Consider the following 16,849-nt stretch of genomic DNA (forward strand, 5'->3'; position numbering starts at 1 on the left):
ACTTTTTTCTCACTTTCCTTAAAACTTTTTTCAATTAATAGTCTAAGAATTCATCTCATTGCATGCTGTATAAAGCTCACGCCACTCTTGTCCTCTTTTTTTCAATATATTGTTTAGATATTCCTTCCATGCCAGAACATCTTTTTCATCATCTTTTATAACTGCCCCCTGAAGTGAAGAAGCAAGATCATAATCGCTTATATCACCATTTCCAAATCCGGCTGCAAGTGCCATACTATTTGCAAGAAGTGAAATAGCTTCTGCTGTAGATAATACACCTGAAACAGGCTTTATTTTTTGTTTTCCATCAATTGTTACACCATTTCTTAATTCTCTAAATATAGTAACTACCTTTTCTATGATTTTTTCTGATGGAAGTGGTGAATTAAGTTGAAGATTTTCTGAAAGTTGTGCAACCCTTTTTGTTACAATATTAACTTCTGTCTGCATATCATCAGGAGCTGGAAGAACAACTATATTAAATCTTCTTTTAAGTGCTGCTGACATTTCATTTACACCTTTATCTCTTGTATTAGCTGTAGCAATAATAGAGAAACCTCTTGTTGCTGGAACTTCTTCTCCAAGTTCAGGAACTGAAATCCTCTTTTCTGAAAGAAGTGATATAAGTGCATCCTGAACTTCAGATGGACATCTCGAAATTTCTTCAATACGCGCTATTCCCCCTTCTTCCATTGCACTATAAACTGGACTTTTTATAAGAGCTTCTGAAGTTGGACCATTAGCAAGAAGCATTGCATAATTCCATGAATAACGAATCTGTTCTTCTGTTGTACCTGCTGTGCCTTGTACAACTTTTGTGGAATTTCCATAAATAGCAGCAGTCAAATGTTCTGAAAGCCATGATTTTGCAGTTCCTGGTTCACCAACTAATAAAAGTGCTCTATCTGTAAGAAGTGTTGCAATACATATTTCAACAAGCCTCTTGTTTCCTATATATTTAGGAGTTATTTTCTTGCCATCAACTTCACCGCCTATAATATATGTAAGAACTGCTTTAGGAGACATTTGCCATCCTGATGGTATTGAATTTTTATCACTTTTCTTTAAAATATCAATTTCTTTTTTATAAAGAACTTCTGCTGGATGTCTTAATATATCTTTTTTCTTTTTCATTCTACGTTTATCCTTCCCGCTTCTAATTTTTATCATTTAATTTTTCAAATGTTATTTATAATTCCACTAAAACAAATATGTTTATCTACCTAAAGCTAAAATGTCTATAAGATAATCAATTCTCTTTAATACAGCATCATCATAAAGTACATATTCTGATACTTCATTTTTAAGATTTTCTAAAAATGTAATATCATCAGCATTCATATATACTTGATAAGCAGGTGTTAAATATCTGAAATATTTTGAAAAATATAAAACATTATTCAGGGCTTCTTCTTTGGCTCCAATTTTAAATAATATTGTCATTATACTTCTTATTCTGTTTCCATCACATATATTTTTACTATGGTTTGTGTCAAGATAATATACTTTCTTGCCTTTTGATTCAGGTTCATTTTTCATATTTTCAATATAATTTAAACAGAACTTTTTTACCCTGCTTTTTTCTTGATCATTTAGATCTTTGCTTACAAATTCATATGCATAATCAATAAGGTTTTTATCATTCATTGCAGTATATACCCATCTTTCGTCCCACGACTTAAAATTTATTATATTTACAGGTATACGATCAGATGCTCCTACAACATAACCTGACATATAATAATAATTAAACATAATTTTTATTGAATTTGAAAGAGTTGATTCATTTGGTGAAAATTTCTTATTTATAATTTTTGAAAATTCTTCAAATATCTCTTCTTTTGAATATATCTTTTGTGCAGCTGCAAAACTTATTCCAATATAAAATTCACTCTTTTTCTTAAGATCAAAAAGATATTTATATACCGCCTCATCGTCCTGGTAAAAAAGGTTTACTGCTGCATTTCTCTTATACTCTCCTAAATTAAATTCAAAATCAACAGCCTTCTTTAAGACTTCTATAATCCTTTTGGATTTAAAATTCTTTGATGCATCAAGTATTTCATAAAAAAACTCATAATCCTTAGTATTTTTTTCTCCAAATTCCTTTGTCATGCTTTCTTCAATAAGTTCAATAATTTCATCTTCTTTAATAAATAGTCTTTCATTTAAAACTTCATTTAAAAATTTTATGTTTTTTAAGCAATATTTTTTAACTTCTTCATCTGCCTTTTCAGTGTCCATACATGCTAGCGCTAATATTCTTGCTTCTTTTAATGCTTTCTTTTTTAATTTTAAATCCAAAAGAAATTGTTCATTATTTCTATCATCTTTTAATGCTTTGATTGCTACAGCTATTACATTATCAGCATCCTCTTCAAGAACACACTTTTTATAAAAATTATTATATTTTTCTTTTCCAACATTAGATATTATTTTTACAATATTGCATTTTGCAACTTTATCACTTTTTTCAAATTTCTCCATTAATATATGTACAATATCCTCATTATATTGTGAAAGAATAGTTACAATACTAAAATCATACTCATATACATATGAATTAGATAATTCGCCTAATAAATCATTTAATAGCCTGTAATCAAAAAGTTTATTTTCCTTAAATGCTTTTTTTAATGAAGCCCATTTTGTAGTAGTTCCACCTTTTAAAATTTCTTTTATATTTCTTATTTCTGAATATCTTAAGACTGAAGTTCCTTTTATATTTTCATCAATTTCAAATTTTTCTTCCTTTTCAATGCTTTGGGAATTTCCCTGTGTATATAAAACTGCATTAATTAAATTCACAAGCTCACACATTATAATATAAGTATTTTCACTACTTTCATTTAAAAGACCTTCAAGCATTGAATATATTTTAGAAAAAACTTGCGCTTTACCGCTTAATAACTTTATTTTCTCAGATATTTTCTTAAGTCTGAAATCATCACTTAAAGACTTTGTTCCCAAAACAGCAGCTTGTCCTAAGGAATGTTTTAACTGTATTAATAATTCGTTCATAATATCACCTTTTACTATCCTAATATTCTTATAATTTGATCATCTGTAACAACACTTATAGGCTGCATTGTAAGTTTTCCTGTATTTAAATCATGTTCAAATATACCAAGCATTACATTCTCTTTTAAATATTTACTACCAAGCATAAACTTTAAATTTTCAAGTGTTGAAGGCATTGAGGTATCTTTTGTATTTTTAAGCATAATTGTTTCTCCATGGTCATCCTTTATTGCTAACTCCTCTCCAAACTTAACTAGCTCATTATAATGCATTAAGAAAATTGGATGTTTATCATATAATGTATTTTTAAGCTGAATCTTTACTTCTTTTAAAGCTTCTTTATAATTTGTCTTAGCAGATTTTCTTATTTCTTTTATATCTTCTTTTGAAACTTTTCTCATAACTCCGCCTTCAAATCTTATACGTGGATTATTCTGACCTGGATAAATATAAAATTCAGGTACCTCAAAAACTTCAAATATCGTATCTTCTTCCTTAATTTTGTTACTTATTCGATAAGGTCTGTAATTCATCGTCTTATAGATCTTATCTTCACTAAGATTTATGTAAAATCCTGTATCAATATAGGTTTTTCTTAAGTCATCTTCTTCACAATAAAAACCAAGCTGCAATAACTTTCCATTTTCACTGTAAAAGCCAAGATTTCTGAGTTCACTAAGTTTCCATATATAACCGAGCTTTGTAAATATATCAGCACTCTCTTCATCTATAAATTTCTTTTCTTTAATATGCTTATTTAAAACAGCTCTAGCTTTTACATTAAGATTTTGAATATATCCTAATGAATCCAATGTTTTTTCATAATATATTTCATCCTCTATATCTTTATCTTCTTTAATAATTCTTAAATTTTCTAAAATATCCCCCATTATTACTGAATGTTCTGGAAGATAATAATTACTGTTTAAAGATTTTATTAGCTCTTTGTTGTATATCTTTATCTGTGATAATGTAATAGATGCAAGTCCAACTGAAAGCGTGTCATTTATAAATTTATCTACAATTTCTAAACCTTCAAGCTGTGTTTTCATTTTCTTTATAAATGCACTTACATTAACCTTCTTAGGCTTTATTATCTCTTCTTTTTTCTTTTCTTCCTTCTTTTCTATTTTTTCTCTTTTCCTTAAAACATCCTCAGGAATTTCCCCTGTTTCAAACTTACTGCTATCTTCAAAATATTGATATAAAAGTGCAGTTGCATGTTTGCATGGAATCTGTCTGCTTGGACAGCTACATCTGAAAACAGGTTCATTTTCATTAATAAAGTCTACTGATACTATATAATTCTTTTTTCCACTCCCCATACACTCCCCATAAATGAGAGTCTTATCTCCTATAATATGTGTTTTTATAATTTGATTTTTGCTTACAAGCTTTTTTGCATTATTAAATGAACTTGCATTATAAGCAGTTGATTCAACATATTCTTTGGTTAATTTCAAAATAACGTCACCTAACCTTATAACAATTTTTTAGTTTTTATGTAATAAATAGTATTATACAATCAGTTTATCATATTTATGTAATATACTTAATATTTTTATATAAATTTAATAACATAAAATATATATTATGTTATTAAATTGAAACTAAATTAATTGTATATTATGGTTAATCTAAAGTATAAAAATAAAAAATGCTAAAAATCCACGAAAATGAACTGCTCCCTGTCAAGTAGACAGAGAGCAGTTCAAAATCCAATATTCAGATTTTCATAGTTTTCCTTATACTCCTATTATATTTAATACTTAAATTTATATATCATCTTAAATAAATATTAAAAAACAAAGTCTTTTAACATATTATTTAATTTTTCAAAAATTCTCAACACAAACTTTAATATATAAGGTAAGAAGAATGATGCTAATAATACTGAAGTAGCCAAAATCAGTATATTATAATTTATAACTTGTCCTAAATTAACCTGATATAGGTGTATAGCTCCTATTGATATAGATCCAACTATTAATACTTTAGATGCTATCCATGAAACTACATTTATGATCTGACATAATAATATTATTATTGATAATACAGCTATTAATGGTAAAGCTAATATCTTAAATGGTAACATAAACAAATCAAATATTTGCTTAGTATTACTTTTGGGACTTTTTTCAACCATTTTTTGTTTTCTAAGTTTTTCTTCTCTATTATCATTCCTATTATTTTTCTTATCTTTATTTTCTGAAAATCCTCTTTTACCATCGTCTTTCTTTTTTGTGCTAGTATTTCTAACTTTGCTTTTTGATCTATTTCTAGAAACTGAATTTCTATTTTTATTATTAACTTCCAATTCCTTTTCTATTTCTTGCGGCTGCATAATTAGCGTTTCATTTTTATCCATTAGTGGACTTTCTTCTAACCTATTTAAAGCTTCATATGCCTCATTAAATAACTTCAAAAATTCATTAAGTCGTTTTTCATTAACTACTTCCTTTTTAATTTTTTCTACTTGCTTTTCATACGCTTCTCTTATTTCTTTTTTTGATGCATTTTTTTCTACACCTAATATTTTATGATAATCCATCATTTATCATCTCCATTTAAATATGCTATTCCTGCTACCAGTGCTGCTTCTATCCCCTTTAATCCATTTGTATTTGGTACAATAATACTTTTTACATTTTTAATAATGTTACTGCTTACCTCAATTTTACATTTTTCAGGAACTCCACCTAAAACCTCTCTAGTCTTAGCTCCTCCATAAGCTATTGCAATTGGTTCTGTGCATCCCATTGCTGGAACTAGTTCTTCCTTCAATATTTGAACATAAGCATTATAGATTCTATCATTTTTTTCATACTAAATTACTCCCTTACATAGCATTTACCAGTTTGTAAGTAGTTTATTTAAATTTTCACCTTATTATTACTTAAAATATTATACTGAAAATTAAAGTTAATTTAAAGTACTATCGTTCATCAAGAAACGTTTAGAGATTTTAAAAGTAGTGGATTTAATATAGACGATACTAGGGATAATTGGCTAAATAAAAATAAAAGAGTTGTATAAAAACATAATTTTACACAACTCTTTTATAATTATATACTTCTTGCTACTTCATATGCATCCCATATAGCATACATGATATTCTTTACTTGTTTTGCATCTCCTAATATATATAAATCTTCTATTTCCATTTTCAACTCATCATATAAATTTTTATTTGATCTATATCCTATAGACATTATTACTGTATCTGCCTCTAATATTTCTTCTATACCATCACTGTTTTTAACTATTGCTCCCTCATCATTAGCTGCTGCTATAGATGTTGATGTTATTATTTTAACATTTTCATATTTTAATAAATTTTTAAGCATATCATAGTTCATAAACGGTAAATTGTGAGGTCCTCCTAAAATTTCCTTACTTGCCTCTACAATTGTTACTTCTCTTCCTTTTTGAGCTAACCATAACGCAGTTTCGCATCCAACTAAACCAGCTCCAACTACAACTACCTTTTGCCCTGCTGATTCTGGATTTAATAAAATTTTATCAGCTGTTACAACCTTCCCATTATCAAATCCTGGAAGATTTAACATTATAGGATTTGAACCTGTAGCTACCACAACTACATCGAACTTGCTTTCTTTAATTTTTTCAGCAGTCATCTCAGATTCCATAAATACCTTAACCCCTGCATCTTTAACTGCTTTTGTATACCAATTAACTAAATGATAATCATCTTTTTTGAAGTTTGGTGCTCCCCCTGGTATTATATTTCCGCCTAGTTTATTTGATTTTTCGTGTAGTTCTACTTCATGCCCTCTAAGAGCACTAACTCTTGCAAATTCAAGCCCTGAAATACCCCCACCTATTACTAATACTTTCTTAGCTTCATCAGCTTTACTTATTCCATAAGTAGCTTCTCTTCCGCAGGCTGGATTTACTGCACAAGATAATCCTGATGCCTTTTCTATTCTTCCCATACAACCTTCATGACAGGATAAGCATGGTCTTACATCATCAATTTTTCCAACCCTAATTTTTTTAGGTAAATATGGATCTGCAAGTAAAGGTCTTCCTAATCCTATTATGTCAGCTTCACCATTTTCTAATGAAGTTAAAGCTATATCCGGGTTATCCATTCTACCTGCTAATATTACTGGTACGTCTACAACTTCTTTTACCATCTTTCCAAATGATCTATACATACCATCTTCAAAATACATTGGTGGATGATTCCAGTACCAAGAATCATATGTTCCTACATCTACATTTAATGCATCATATCCAGCTTCAACTAATATTTTAGCTGCCTGCAATCCTTCTTCATAATCACGACCCACTTCCACAAATTCTTCTCCTGGAAGTGCACCTTCTCTTAGTCCCTTCATCATACTTTTTAATGAATATCTTAAAGAAACTGGAAAATCTTCTCCACAAACTGCTTTTATAGATTTAACTATTTCCGTTGCAAATCTTAATCTATTCTCTAAGCTTCCACCAAATTCATCAGTACGCTTATTATAAAAAGATATTGCAAACTGGTCTAATAAATACCCTTCATGAACTGCATGTATTTCTACACCATCAAAACCTGATTTTTTTGCTATTGCTGCAGACATTGCAAATTTTTGTATGTAGGTTTTAACTTCTTCAGTTGCTAACTCTCTATGTTTTATATTTGCATCCCATCTATTTTCTTGTGCTGATGGTGCTACACATTTACCTTTCAAGAAACTTGGTATTCCTGAACGTCCTAATCCTGCAGTTAACTGCAAAAATATCTTAGCTCCATATGCATGAACTCTTTCTGTTAATATTTTTCCACTTTGTACAAAGTGTAGTGGACTCTTTGTAACACAAGGTATGCTTGGATTTTGTAAAGGCTCTATATCATTTTCCACATTACAAATACCAGTAATTATAAGTCCAGTTCCACCCTTTGCTCTTTCTACGTAATAATCAATTCCAGCTTTATTAAATGCTCCTTGTTCACTAGTAAATCCAACTGGTCCCATTGGTGCCATTGAATAACGATTTGGTATTTCTACTTTACCTATTTTAATAGGTTCAAATAATTTACTATACTTTTTGTTCATGTAATACTTCCTCCATTTGCTTACTATTCTATATACTTCATTGAATATATTCATCGAATACATTCAATGAATATATTTTAACATTATCACATTGATAATTTATTGTCAATATTTTGATTCGTAATTTTCTAAACTCATTTCACTGATAATATAATGAAATTTATTATATAGATCTTTATTTGTTTAAAAAAAAATTCAATTATAAAATATATCCCATTTTAGCTTTACTATGATATACTATGAAATGCATGAGATTAGATAATAATAGTCAAGTAAAATATATATGCTTCGCATCGAAAGATGCTAAACGGAATAATAAAATAGGACTAATGAAAAGATAATGCTATATAATGTTCGTTAGAATGATATTAAGTTTTCTATGAAATTTTATAACTACATCATACAAGGAGGGATTTTATTTGGATACGAAATTAACCAACAGGCAATATCAAGCTCTTAAAACTAAAGAAAATATACTTCATTGTGCATTACAATTAGTTAAAGAAATAGGCTTTGAAAAAGTTACTATATCCTCTATTTGCAAAAAGGCCAATGTATCAATCGGTTCCTTTTACCACTATTTTAAATCACTAGATTTTATAATAATTGAAACTTATAAATACTTCGATGAAATACTTACAAATTTAGACGAACAAGGGCATTTTAATGGAAATACTATAAATAGAATTATGCTAATTGTAAAAGAACAGCTAAGATATGCAGAAATTGAAGGAGTTGAAATTGTTACACAATTTTACAAAAGCCAAATTACAGTTGGAAATGAATATTTTTTATCCTTTGATAGACATCTATCAAAACTAATTTTAGATGCTGCAAAAGATGGTCAAAAATTAGGCATTTTAGACACTACCATTGATGCCTTAGAAATTACAAATGATATATTAACTATTTCTAGAGGTGTAATTTATGATTGGTGCTTAAAACATGGAAATTTCAACTTAATAGAGAAGGGTTGCAAACTAACTAAAGTTTATTTAGATTCCTATTTAGTTAATAGTTGTCCTTAGATTTTGAATTTATAATACCAATTATTATTGCAATTAAATTATTTAATCTTTTCGAAGATAAAAGTATAATTTTTCCAGTGTTTTTCAAATGTATTCTTGATTATTAATCATAAAAAACCACCTTTTCTTAGTAAATTTATTTGTTGCAAATAAATTTCACACTAGAATTGGTGGTTTTTTTATTATTTTCAGATTAATTTTTTTCTTAGAATGAATTTTGGAAATTATCTAGTTATTAGTTGTCCGTAGCCTCCATAATCTACATCTATTCTTATATCAATTTTTCTAAATTAATCACCAATTCACTAATAACTCTAACATACCTACGAATAATTACATTTAGTGTTTACTTTGTACTGTTTATGTACTCCCTGTAAGTTAAATGAACTGTAAATCCTGTATCGTCAAATTTATAGCTTGTATTTTCAAGAGGAGGATTGCCAGATGCTAAATTTATTCCAATAGAATAAAGAGCTTCAGCAAGATCGTGAGGATCTAAAGCAACAGTACCTGTCATAAAACCTTTTTGTATTAAATCTTTGGCAGCTGGCATTCCATCAATACCTAAAACTGGAATTGTTTCTGATTTATTTCCTTTATTATATCCATACTTCTGTAAAGCCTCAACAGCACCTACTGCCATAGCATCATTATTAGAAATTATAGCTTCAATTTTATTACCATATTTAAGAAACAGAGCTTCAATAGAACTTTTAGCGCAATCTTGCATCCATTCACAGTTAGAGGATGTAATCTCTTCTGTTTTTATTCCAGCCTCTTTAAGTGCTAAAATAGAGTATTTTGTTCTTAAATATGTTAACGGGCTACCAATTCTGCCTTTTAACATAACATACTGCAATACATCATCATGATTTTTATCTATGAACTCTTTATTAGAATTCCATTCATTAACAAGTATTTTTCCTTCCATAGTACCCGATTGCTCAAAATCTGCTCCAATAACAACAAATCGCTTATACGGTTTAATAAAGTTTATTATTTCTTCAGTGGGGTCTGGATTTAAAATTAAAGGAATATTTTTTCTCATGATTTTAATTAAAGTACTTTTTACATCGTCTAAGTTATGAGTAATTAAATTTATAATAAAAAGGTCATATTCTTCTGTAAGGGCTTTTTCTATACTTTCATTTTGTAAACTTTGATTATCTTTTGCATCAAAGAATGTAAATTTAACTTTATCTTTATTTTCTTTTTCAATACGTTCCAAATTTTGTTTAAGTAAAGAAACATACATAGCATTAGAATTGTCTAAGAATACACCTATCTTAACTGGAGTTTCTTTACTAAAATTTGAATTAGCAAATACATTATTTTTCAAAACTCCTATTAGGATAATTGGAATCATAATAAATATTAATATTTTTTTTAAAATGCTCATTTAAATCCTCCAAGATATCTCTTTAATTATAATAATTAATTTTAGCATTTGTATTAATAATAAAAAATATTCTAATTCAATATACTTTTCCTTAATTATATTTTCATTACATGATTTACCTTCTACAATACATTTTATATTAAACATATTGCTTTATTTAATTGCATTAATCAATTCATCTAATCTTCTTTTGATTTATCCATTTATGGACACTTTCTTTTTTAACTAAAAAAATTTTACTTAGTTCGACTTAAAGTGTCCACTATTTTATACTAACACCAGTATAAAATTTACTTTAAGTCAAATAATAACTGTATATTATTAAGATTAGGAGGTAAAGAAAATTGAATGAAGGATTAGTAGTTTTTGTGCGTTCTATTATCGGATTTTTTTCCTTACTTATTTTTGCTAAAATATTAGGTAAACAACAAATAAGTCAATTAAGTTTTTTCGATTATGTCCTTGGAATAACAATTGGATCTATTGCTGCAACTCTTACAACAGACTTATCTAGTAGAGCTTGGCCTCATTTTATAGGTCTTTTTGTTTGGGCTCTACTAGGATATACAATGGAATATATTACATTAAAATGGAGATATGCTTCAAAATACATAGATGGAGAACCTACAATTATAATTATGAATGGTAAAATAATGGAGAATGCATTACGCAAAATGAAATACAAAGTCTCTGATATCATGGCACTATTAAGAAATAAAGATGTTTTTGATTTGTCACAAGTGGATTTTGCAATTATTGAACCAAATGGACAATTATCTGTACTTAAAAAACCACAATATGAACCTCTAACACCTAAAGATATGAATATTACTAAAGCGCCAACAGGCATAAGTACAGAACTTATTTACGATGGAATACTTATACATCAAAATTTAAAACAACTTAATAAAACTGAAAAATGGCTTATGGATCAGCTAAAAATGTACCAAATCAAGGATGTTTCAGAGGTATTTCTTGCAACACTGACTCCTTCTGGTTCCTTGTATATAGATAAATATGATGATCACACTGTAAAAATAACTGATGTTGGTGATTATAAGGGCCCATATTAAGGAGGAAAACTATCATGAGAAAATTTTTAGTCATAACTACACCTATAGTAGCATTAATTCTTTTTGTAGTAATTATGCTTAGTAGTACTATTTTAAAAAAATCATTAGGAAAAAATGATAATATTCCTGAGTCAATACAATTAATTATTCAAGATGTAGAATCAGAAAACTGGGAAGATGCTAGTGATAAAACAAAAAATTTGTCAAATGTTTGGAAAAGAGTAGTTAAAAGAATTCAGTTTAGTTCAGAAAGAGATGAAATAAATTCTTTTCAAGAGAGTATGGCACGTCTTAATGGTGCCATAATGGCAAAAGATAAATCTGCTTCACTTATTGAATTAAATGAAGCTTATGAGCATTGGGATGGATTAGGTAAATAAACTCTAAATGTGTTATAAAAAGCATAGTTATAATATGCTTTTTAACAATTATTTTTATATTGAAATTTTATTTATGTAATTAATTTATAGTTTAATAATTCCAGTAAGAACTCAAAATTATATTACATATTAATATACTCCCATATCTATAAAATATAAATTTAACTAGATATGAGAGTATATCAATTATTAATTAACTATTTATTATATTGAGGTTCTTCTTGTTTTACAAAATCAAGTCTTGATTGAATTGTTTGTTCTACATTTTCCATTGTATTTGCAAGTTGATTAAACATTTGTTTTGCTTCTTGATTATCTGTATCTAAAGAAAATGTCTTCATATCAGCACCTAATCCCTTAGCACTAGCTAATGCTGTTTCAAGTTTTGTTCCTGTTGGCATAACAACTCCTCCTTTGTATTTTTTATTACAACTATATTTTGTTCATAATTAATTTAAATATTCAATTTATTCATAATGAAATATATTCCTTTTTAAATCTAGTTTATATTTATTAATCCTTAACAATTTGTCTTTAATAATTTAAATAAATATATATATTAAAAATGAATTAAAACTAAGATTATTGGTTAAAGTAACCTAGAAAACAACTTAATAAATATAAAGGAGACTTTTATATGACTGCGATTTCAAAGGTAAAAGAAACATTAGCTACACTAAAGGGGTCTGAGGCCACCTTAAGAATGTATTCATTGCAAGAACGTGATAAAGAAGCTAGCGCTATTTATAATCAGGCATATAAAGAAATAAATGAAATTAAAACAGACTTAGAAAAAAGAATAGGCTTTATGGAGTTTGAGGAACCCCAATATAAAGGCAACTAAGTGAGGTGGCATATGGATTCTTGGTTAATACTATTATTTAATTCGATAATTTTATTTTTTTTAACATTAGTTATAACAAAATATATGAAAAAAAAGACCTTATCTAAGGCTACACCCTTTGATTTTATTTCTTATGCCGTCATTGCTATTATAATTACTTTAATTTCTTTAAATATAGTTAATAATATTTACTTCGGATTAATTACACTGTCTGTTTGGGCACTGATGCCTATTATCTTAGATTATGCTTCCATGAGAAGTAAATGGATTTATAACCTAATGCACGGTAAAGAACGGGTTCTTGTTAAAAACGGTAAAGTTATGGAAGATAACTTATCCAAAGAAAGAATTACAGGGCAAGAATTCCTACAACAAATGCGTTTAAAAAAAGTATTTAACTTAGCCGATGTTGAATTTGCTGTAATGGAAACAACTGGAGATATAAATGTTAGTTTAAAAGCTGATAAAAAGCCCATTACCCCATATGATTTAGGAGAAAAAGTAGCACCTAAGACTGAACCACAAACAGTTATTTTAGATGGAAACATATTAAATGAAGGTCTTACTAATGCTGGATTAAATCGAGGCTGGCTTACAACTCAGCTAGAAATCAAAGGGGTTATCCTTGAAAATGTTTTTCTTGGTCAAGTAGATTCTTCTGGCGACTTATATATAGATCTTTTTGATGATATGATACAAGTCCCTAAAACACAAATTAAAGAAATGCTCTATGCTAGTATTCAAAAAAGTCAAGCAGATCTTATTTCATTTTCTTTAGACTGTGACAATGAAGATGCAAAAACTATGTACTCACAAAGTGCTAAAAAATTAGAAAAAACCATAAAAAAATTAGAACCATATTTATTACGTTAGAAGGTGAAATAAATGTCAAATATGAAAAAGAAAAAAATGACCTCAGCTCAGCAGCAATATGATACATTAGTAAATAGTATAGAACCTAAAAGACCCATTTTAACTAATTGTATTAGAGCCTTTCTCGTAGGTGGCACAATATGTACAATTGGTCAAGGACTACAGTGGATTTTTATTAACTACTTTAATTTTGATGAAAAAACCTCAGTAGGTCCTACGTCCCTAGTTTTAATATTTTTTGCAGCTTTATTTACTGGCCTTGGAATTTACGATCATCTTAGTCAGTGGGCTGGATGTGGATCTGCTGTTCCTATTACAGGCTTTGCCAATTCTATAGCTTCTGCTTCAATTGAACATAAAACTGAAGGATTTGTACTTGGAGTAGCTGGAAATATGTTCAGTCTTGCAGGCGCAGTTATTGTTTATGGAGTTTTTGCTTCTTTTGTAATTGCTACAATAAAAATAACAATAACATGGTTGGGGGCGATGTAAATGCTTAAAGGACATCAATCCTGGATTTTTAATTCTAAACCTACAATATTAGCTTCTGCCGCCGTTGGTGGTCCTTTTGAAGGTAATGGTGCTTTAGCTGATGACTTTGATATACTTTATGATGATTTATGGCTTGGGCAAGATAGCTATGAAAAAGCAGAAAAGGCTCTACTTGAGCATGCTTGTGAAAGAGCAATACAAAAATCAAAGATACAAAAAGAAAATATTAACTTTTTCTTAAGTGGAGATTTAATGAATCAAATCATTTCTAGTAGCTTTACTGCAAGAACTTTAGGAATACCTTATTTAGGAATATTTGGTGCTTGCTCTAGCTCCATGGAAGGTTTAGCATTAGCTGCTCAATTAATAGAAAGTAAAGCAGCTAAATATGTTATAGCAGCTGCAAGTAGTCATAATGCAGCTGCTGAAAAACAATTTAGATATCCTACAGAATATGGTGTGCAAAGACCACCTACTGCTCAATGGACAGTAACTGGAGCTGGAGCTGCAGTCCTTGGACAAAATGGAAACGGACCTAAAATAACTTCTGCGACCATAGGAAGAGTAGTAGATATGGGTATTTCAGATCCATATAACGTTGGTGCAGCCATGGCACCAGCAGCTGTAGATACCATTGAAGCGCATTTTAGAGATTTAAATATTGATGCTTCTCATTATGATCTTATTGCCACTGGTGATTTAGGAAAAGTTGGCCATGAACTTGCTAATGCTTTATTAAAAAAACATGAAATAAATATGCCAACGGATATATTTACAGATTGTGGTCTTTTAATATATAAAGAAGACCAACCAAGCTTTTCTGGTGGAAGTGGCTGTGGTTGTTCTGCTACTGTAACTTATGGACATTTACTTAATCGTATGCGAAAAGGGGAATTAAAGAAAATATTGATTGTTGCAACAGGTGCCTTAATGTCTCCTATCTCCTTCCAACAAAAGGAAAGCATACCTAGTGTTGCCCATGCTGTTTCTATAGAAATGTAAAAAAGAAGGTGTGAGTTAAGTTATGGAAAAATTTATTTTTGCATTTATAATAGGTGGATTAATTTGTGTTATTGGGCAACTTATAATGGATACTTTAAAGATTACCCCTGCACATACAACTTGTACACTAGTTGTAATTGGTGCAATTTTAGGTGGATTTGGTCTATATGATCCTTTGGTGAAATTCGCAGGTGCTGGAGCATTTGTACCTATAAGTAGCTTTGGAAATACCCTTGTAACAGCTGCTATAACTGAGGCTGAGCAAACGGGTTTTATAGGAATATTTACTGGTGTTTTAAAGACAGTAAGTGTAGGTGTTTCCTCCGCAATAATATTTGGATTTATTTCTGCCATGATATTTAAACCAAAAGGTTAGGCATATGAAAAAATTCTTTTCAAAATAACCCACGTGAACACTTACATTGAACTGTTTCCTGTCTACTTTACAGGGGGCAGTTCACATTCATATTATCGTGGATTTCATAGTTGAGACAAGACGCGACCTTTAAAATCCACCAATAATATAAAATTATTTTATTATCTTCTCTTGTTCTTCTTAATCATACTTATTTAATAAAATATAGCCATATTTAATTTTAATTATTAAATAATCCTGCTCCTTCTATGATTTCCTGCTCCATAAATAAACTTGAAACTGCTTCATTATAATCACTTAACTTTTGTGACTTCTTTATTTTTTTAGCATATTTTTTATTATCTGAAAACATGTAAATCATATATCCCCATAGTTCTTTCATTCTAAAGATTGCATTTCTATCTTCATTAAATAATTCTATATATTTATTAAAAATTTCACTATGAAAATCTTTTAATACTTCTTTATCTATAAAAGTATTATTTTTAATCTGATTCATTAACCCTGGATTTGCTAGTATACCTCTTCCTAGCATTACTTTGTTTACTTCTGGAAAAGCTTTTATTAATTTATTATGATCATCAACATTAAAAATATCACCATTATAGCATACTTGATTGGTGCTTAAAGATAATGCATCTTTAAATACCTCTAAATTAGGTTTATTTCCATAAAAATCTTTTTGTGTTCTAGGATGAATAATTAATTCTTCTATAGGATATTTATTGTAAATTTTTATTAGTTCATAAAATTCTTCTGGACTCTCCTTTCCTATTCTAGTTTTTATAGAAATTTTCATATCATCTATTTTAAATATTTTATCTAAAAACATATCAAGTTCTTCTCTTTTGGCTAGAAATCCTGATCCTCTATTTTTTGAAACAACCGTTCCAGCAGGGCAGCCTAAATTTAAATTAACCTCATTATAACCTAATTGTTGTAATTTTCTAGAAGTATTAATAAAACCTTCTGAATCATTGGTAAGTATTTGAGGTACAATATTCATCCCTTTATTATTTTCAGGTAAAACATCCCTTAACTCTTTAGTTTTAAGACTTCTGCTTTTATTTGTAACAATAAAAGGGGTAAAATATTTATCAATATTATGAAAAAATTTTTCATAAGCATTTCTATATATATATCCTGTAATTCCTTCCATTGGTGCTAAATAATATTTCATTTAATGACTCCTCATAATCTAAGTTATATTTGCTTATAAAAGTAGTATTTAATTTCCCACACTATTATTCTTTTATAAACTTTCCAAAAAACATTATATCAGGATGAAC

General features: G+C 28.6%; 16 protein-coding genes and 1 pseudogene. 8 read left to right on the forward strand and 9 right to left on the reverse strand.

Annotated elements, in window-relative coordinates; translation table 11 throughout:
• Nucleotides 1-42 precede the first annotated feature (42 nt).
• From NG901_RS10700 to NG901_RS10725, 6 genes and pseudogenes are all read right to left on the reverse strand, one after another.
• Nucleotides 43-1,134, reverse strand: a complete 1,092-nt coding sequence (locus NG901_RS10700; RefSeq protein WP_252214338.1) for an ATP-binding protein — start codon at nucleotides 1,132-1,134, stop codon at nucleotides 43-45.
• Nucleotides 1,135-1,215: 81 nt separating this feature from the next.
• Complete coding sequence (locus NG901_RS10705) at nucleotides 1,216-3,021, reverse strand: hypothetical protein (RefSeq protein ID WP_252214340.1); 1,806 nt, start codon at nucleotides 3,019-3,021, stop codon at nucleotides 1,216-1,218.
• A 14-nt stretch (nucleotides 3,022-3,035) separates the two neighbouring features.
• A complete protein-coding gene (locus NG901_RS10710) occupies nucleotides 3,036-4,484 on the reverse strand; it encodes an SWIM zinc finger family protein (RefSeq protein WP_252214342.1) in 1,449 nt (482 codons plus the stop codon).
• A gap of 335 nt (nucleotides 4,485-4,819) precedes the next feature.
• A complete protein-coding gene (locus NG901_RS10715; protein ID WP_252214344.1) occupies nucleotides 4,820-5,575 on the reverse strand; it encodes a J domain-containing protein in 756 nt (251 codons plus the stop codon).
• A gap of 23 nt (nucleotides 5,576-5,598) precedes the next feature.
• A pseudogene (locus NG901_RS10720) lies at nucleotides 5,599-5,829 on the reverse strand (serine dehydratase subunit alpha family protein); the annotation flags it as partial.
• A 257-nt stretch (nucleotides 5,830-6,086) separates the two neighbouring features.
• Complete coding sequence (locus NG901_RS10725) at nucleotides 6,087-8,093, reverse strand: FAD-dependent oxidoreductase (RefSeq protein ID WP_252214346.1); 2,007 nt, start codon at nucleotides 8,091-8,093, stop codon at nucleotides 6,087-6,089.
• 419 nt (nucleotides 8,094-8,512) lie between these two features.
• Here NG901_RS10725 and NG901_RS10730 point away from each other — a divergent pair, with 419 nt between their 5' ends.
• On the forward strand, nucleotides 8,513-9,121 hold the full coding sequence (locus tag NG901_RS10730) for a TetR/AcrR family transcriptional regulator (RefSeq protein WP_252214348.1): 609 nt from the start codon (nucleotides 8,513-8,515) through the stop codon (nucleotides 9,119-9,121).
• 346 nt (nucleotides 9,122-9,467) lie between these two features.
• Here the strand turns inward: NG901_RS10730 and NG901_RS10735 are convergent, their stop codons facing one another.
• Nucleotides 9,468-10,520, reverse strand: coding sequence for a galactose ABC transporter substrate-binding protein (locus NG901_RS10735; protein WP_252214350.1), 1,053 nt, complete (start codon nucleotides 10,518-10,520; stop codon nucleotides 9,468-9,470).
• 344 nt (nucleotides 10,521-10,864) lie between these two features.
• Here NG901_RS10735 and NG901_RS10740 point away from each other — a divergent pair, with 344 nt between their 5' ends.
• Together NG901_RS10740 and NG901_RS10745 are read left to right on the forward strand one after the other, a co-directional pair.
• On the forward strand, nucleotides 10,865-11,593 hold the full coding sequence (locus NG901_RS10740; RefSeq protein WP_252214352.1) for a DUF421 domain-containing protein: 729 nt from the start codon (nucleotides 10,865-10,867) through the stop codon (nucleotides 11,591-11,593).
• Between the two features lie 14 nt (nucleotides 11,594-11,607).
• Nucleotides 11,608-11,973: a DUF4363 family protein gene (locus NG901_RS10745; protein WP_252214354.1), complete on the forward strand. Its 366-nt coding sequence runs from the start codon at nucleotides 11,608-11,610 to the stop codon at nucleotides 11,971-11,973.
• Between the two features lie 197 nt (nucleotides 11,974-12,170).
• Here NG901_RS10745 and NG901_RS10750 read toward each other — a convergent pair whose 3' ends face one another.
• Complete coding sequence (locus NG901_RS10750; protein ID WP_252214356.1) at nucleotides 12,171-12,374, reverse strand: DUF1657 domain-containing protein; 204 nt, start codon at nucleotides 12,372-12,374, stop codon at nucleotides 12,171-12,173.
• Nucleotides 12,375-12,610: 236 nt separating this feature from the next.
• Between NG901_RS10750 and NG901_RS10755 the strand changes: the two genes are divergently transcribed.
• Genes NG901_RS10755 through spoVAE form a run of 5 tightly spaced genes read left to right on the forward strand, consistent with a single transcriptional unit; the run spans nucleotide 12,611 to nucleotide 15,560 of the window.
• Complete coding sequence (locus NG901_RS10755; RefSeq protein ID WP_252214358.1) at nucleotides 12,611-12,817, forward strand: DUF1657 domain-containing protein; 207 nt, start codon at nucleotides 12,611-12,613, stop codon at nucleotides 12,815-12,817.
• A gap of 12 nt (nucleotides 12,818-12,829) precedes the next feature.
• Complete coding sequence (locus NG901_RS10760; protein ID WP_252214360.1) at nucleotides 12,830-13,690, forward strand: DUF421 domain-containing protein; 861 nt, start codon at nucleotides 12,830-12,832, stop codon at nucleotides 13,688-13,690.
• Between the two features lie 12 nt (nucleotides 13,691-13,702).
• Nucleotides 13,703-14,182, forward strand: coding sequence for a stage V sporulation protein AC (gene spoVAC, locus NG901_RS10765; RefSeq protein WP_252214362.1), 480 nt, complete (start codon nucleotides 13,703-13,705; stop codon nucleotides 14,180-14,182).
• A complete protein-coding gene (gene spoVAD, locus NG901_RS10770) occupies nucleotides 14,183-15,184 on the forward strand; it encodes a stage V sporulation protein AD (RefSeq protein ID WP_252214364.1) in 1,002 nt (333 codons plus the stop codon).
• Between the two features lie 22 nt (nucleotides 15,185-15,206).
• Nucleotides 15,207-15,560: a stage V sporulation protein AE gene (gene spoVAE, locus NG901_RS10775; protein ID WP_252214366.1), complete on the forward strand. Its 354-nt coding sequence runs from the start codon at nucleotides 15,207-15,209 to the stop codon at nucleotides 15,558-15,560.
• 220 nt (nucleotides 15,561-15,780) lie between these two features.
• Here spoVAE and NG901_RS10780 read toward each other — a convergent pair whose 3' ends face one another.
• On the reverse strand, nucleotides 15,781-16,740 hold the full coding sequence (locus NG901_RS10780; protein ID WP_252214368.1) for a tRNA dihydrouridine synthase: 960 nt from the start codon (nucleotides 16,738-16,740) through the stop codon (nucleotides 15,781-15,783).
• Nucleotides 16,741-16,849 lie beyond the last annotated feature (109 nt).

This window comes from Clostridium sp. CMCC3677, assembly GCF_023845585.1.
Lineage (GTDB): Bacteria > Bacillota > Clostridia > Clostridiales > Clostridiaceae > Clostridium > Clostridium aquiflavi.

What these genes read in the sequence shown, in the direction of transcription:
- NG901_RS10700 (WP_252214338.1), bottom strand. Translation starts at nt 1,134, where the DNA reads ATGAAAAAGAAAAAAGATATATTAAGACATCCAGCAGAAGTTCTTTAT.
- NG901_RS10705 (WP_252214340.1), bottom strand. Translation starts at nt 3,021, where the DNA reads ATGAACGAATTATTAATACAGTTAAAACATTCCTTAGGACAAGCTGCT.
- NG901_RS10715 (WP_252214344.1), bottom strand. Translation starts at nt 5,575, where the DNA reads ATGATGGATTATCATAAAATATTAGGTGTAGAAAAAAATGCATCAAAA.
- NG901_RS10725 (WP_252214346.1), bottom strand. Translation starts at nt 8,093, where the DNA reads ATGAACAAAAAGTATAGTAAATTATTTGAACCTATTAAAATAGGTAAA.
- NG901_RS10735 (WP_252214350.1), bottom strand. Translation starts at nt 10,520, where the DNA reads ATGAGCATTTTAAAAAAAATATTAATATTTATTATGATTCCAATTATC.
- NG901_RS10745 (WP_252214354.1), top strand. Translation starts at nt 11,608, where the DNA reads ATGAGAAAATTTTTAGTCATAACTACACCTATAGTAGCATTAATTCTT.
- NG901_RS10750 (WP_252214356.1), bottom strand. Translation starts at nt 12,374, where the DNA reads ATGCCAACAGGAACAAAACTTGAAACAGCATTAGCTAGTGCTAAGGGA.
- NG901_RS10755 (WP_252214358.1), top strand. Translation starts at nt 12,611, where the DNA reads ATGACTGCGATTTCAAAGGTAAAAGAAACATTAGCTACACTAAAGGGG.
- NG901_RS10760 (WP_252214360.1), top strand. Translation starts at nt 12,830, where the DNA reads ATGGATTCTTGGTTAATACTATTATTTAATTCGATAATTTTATTTTTT.
- spoVAC (WP_252214362.1), top strand. Translation starts at nt 13,703, where the DNA reads ATGTCAAATATGAAAAAGAAAAAAATGACCTCAGCTCAGCAGCAATAT.
- spoVAD (WP_252214364.1), top strand. Translation starts at nt 14,183, where the DNA reads ATGCTTAAAGGACATCAATCCTGGATTTTTAATTCTAAACCTACAATA.
- spoVAE (WP_252214366.1), top strand. Translation starts at nt 15,207, where the DNA reads ATGGAAAAATTTATTTTTGCATTTATAATAGGTGGATTAATTTGTGTT.
- NG901_RS10780 (WP_252214368.1), bottom strand. Translation starts at nt 16,740, where the DNA reads ATGAAATATTATTTAGCACCAATGGAAGGAATTACAGGATATATATAT.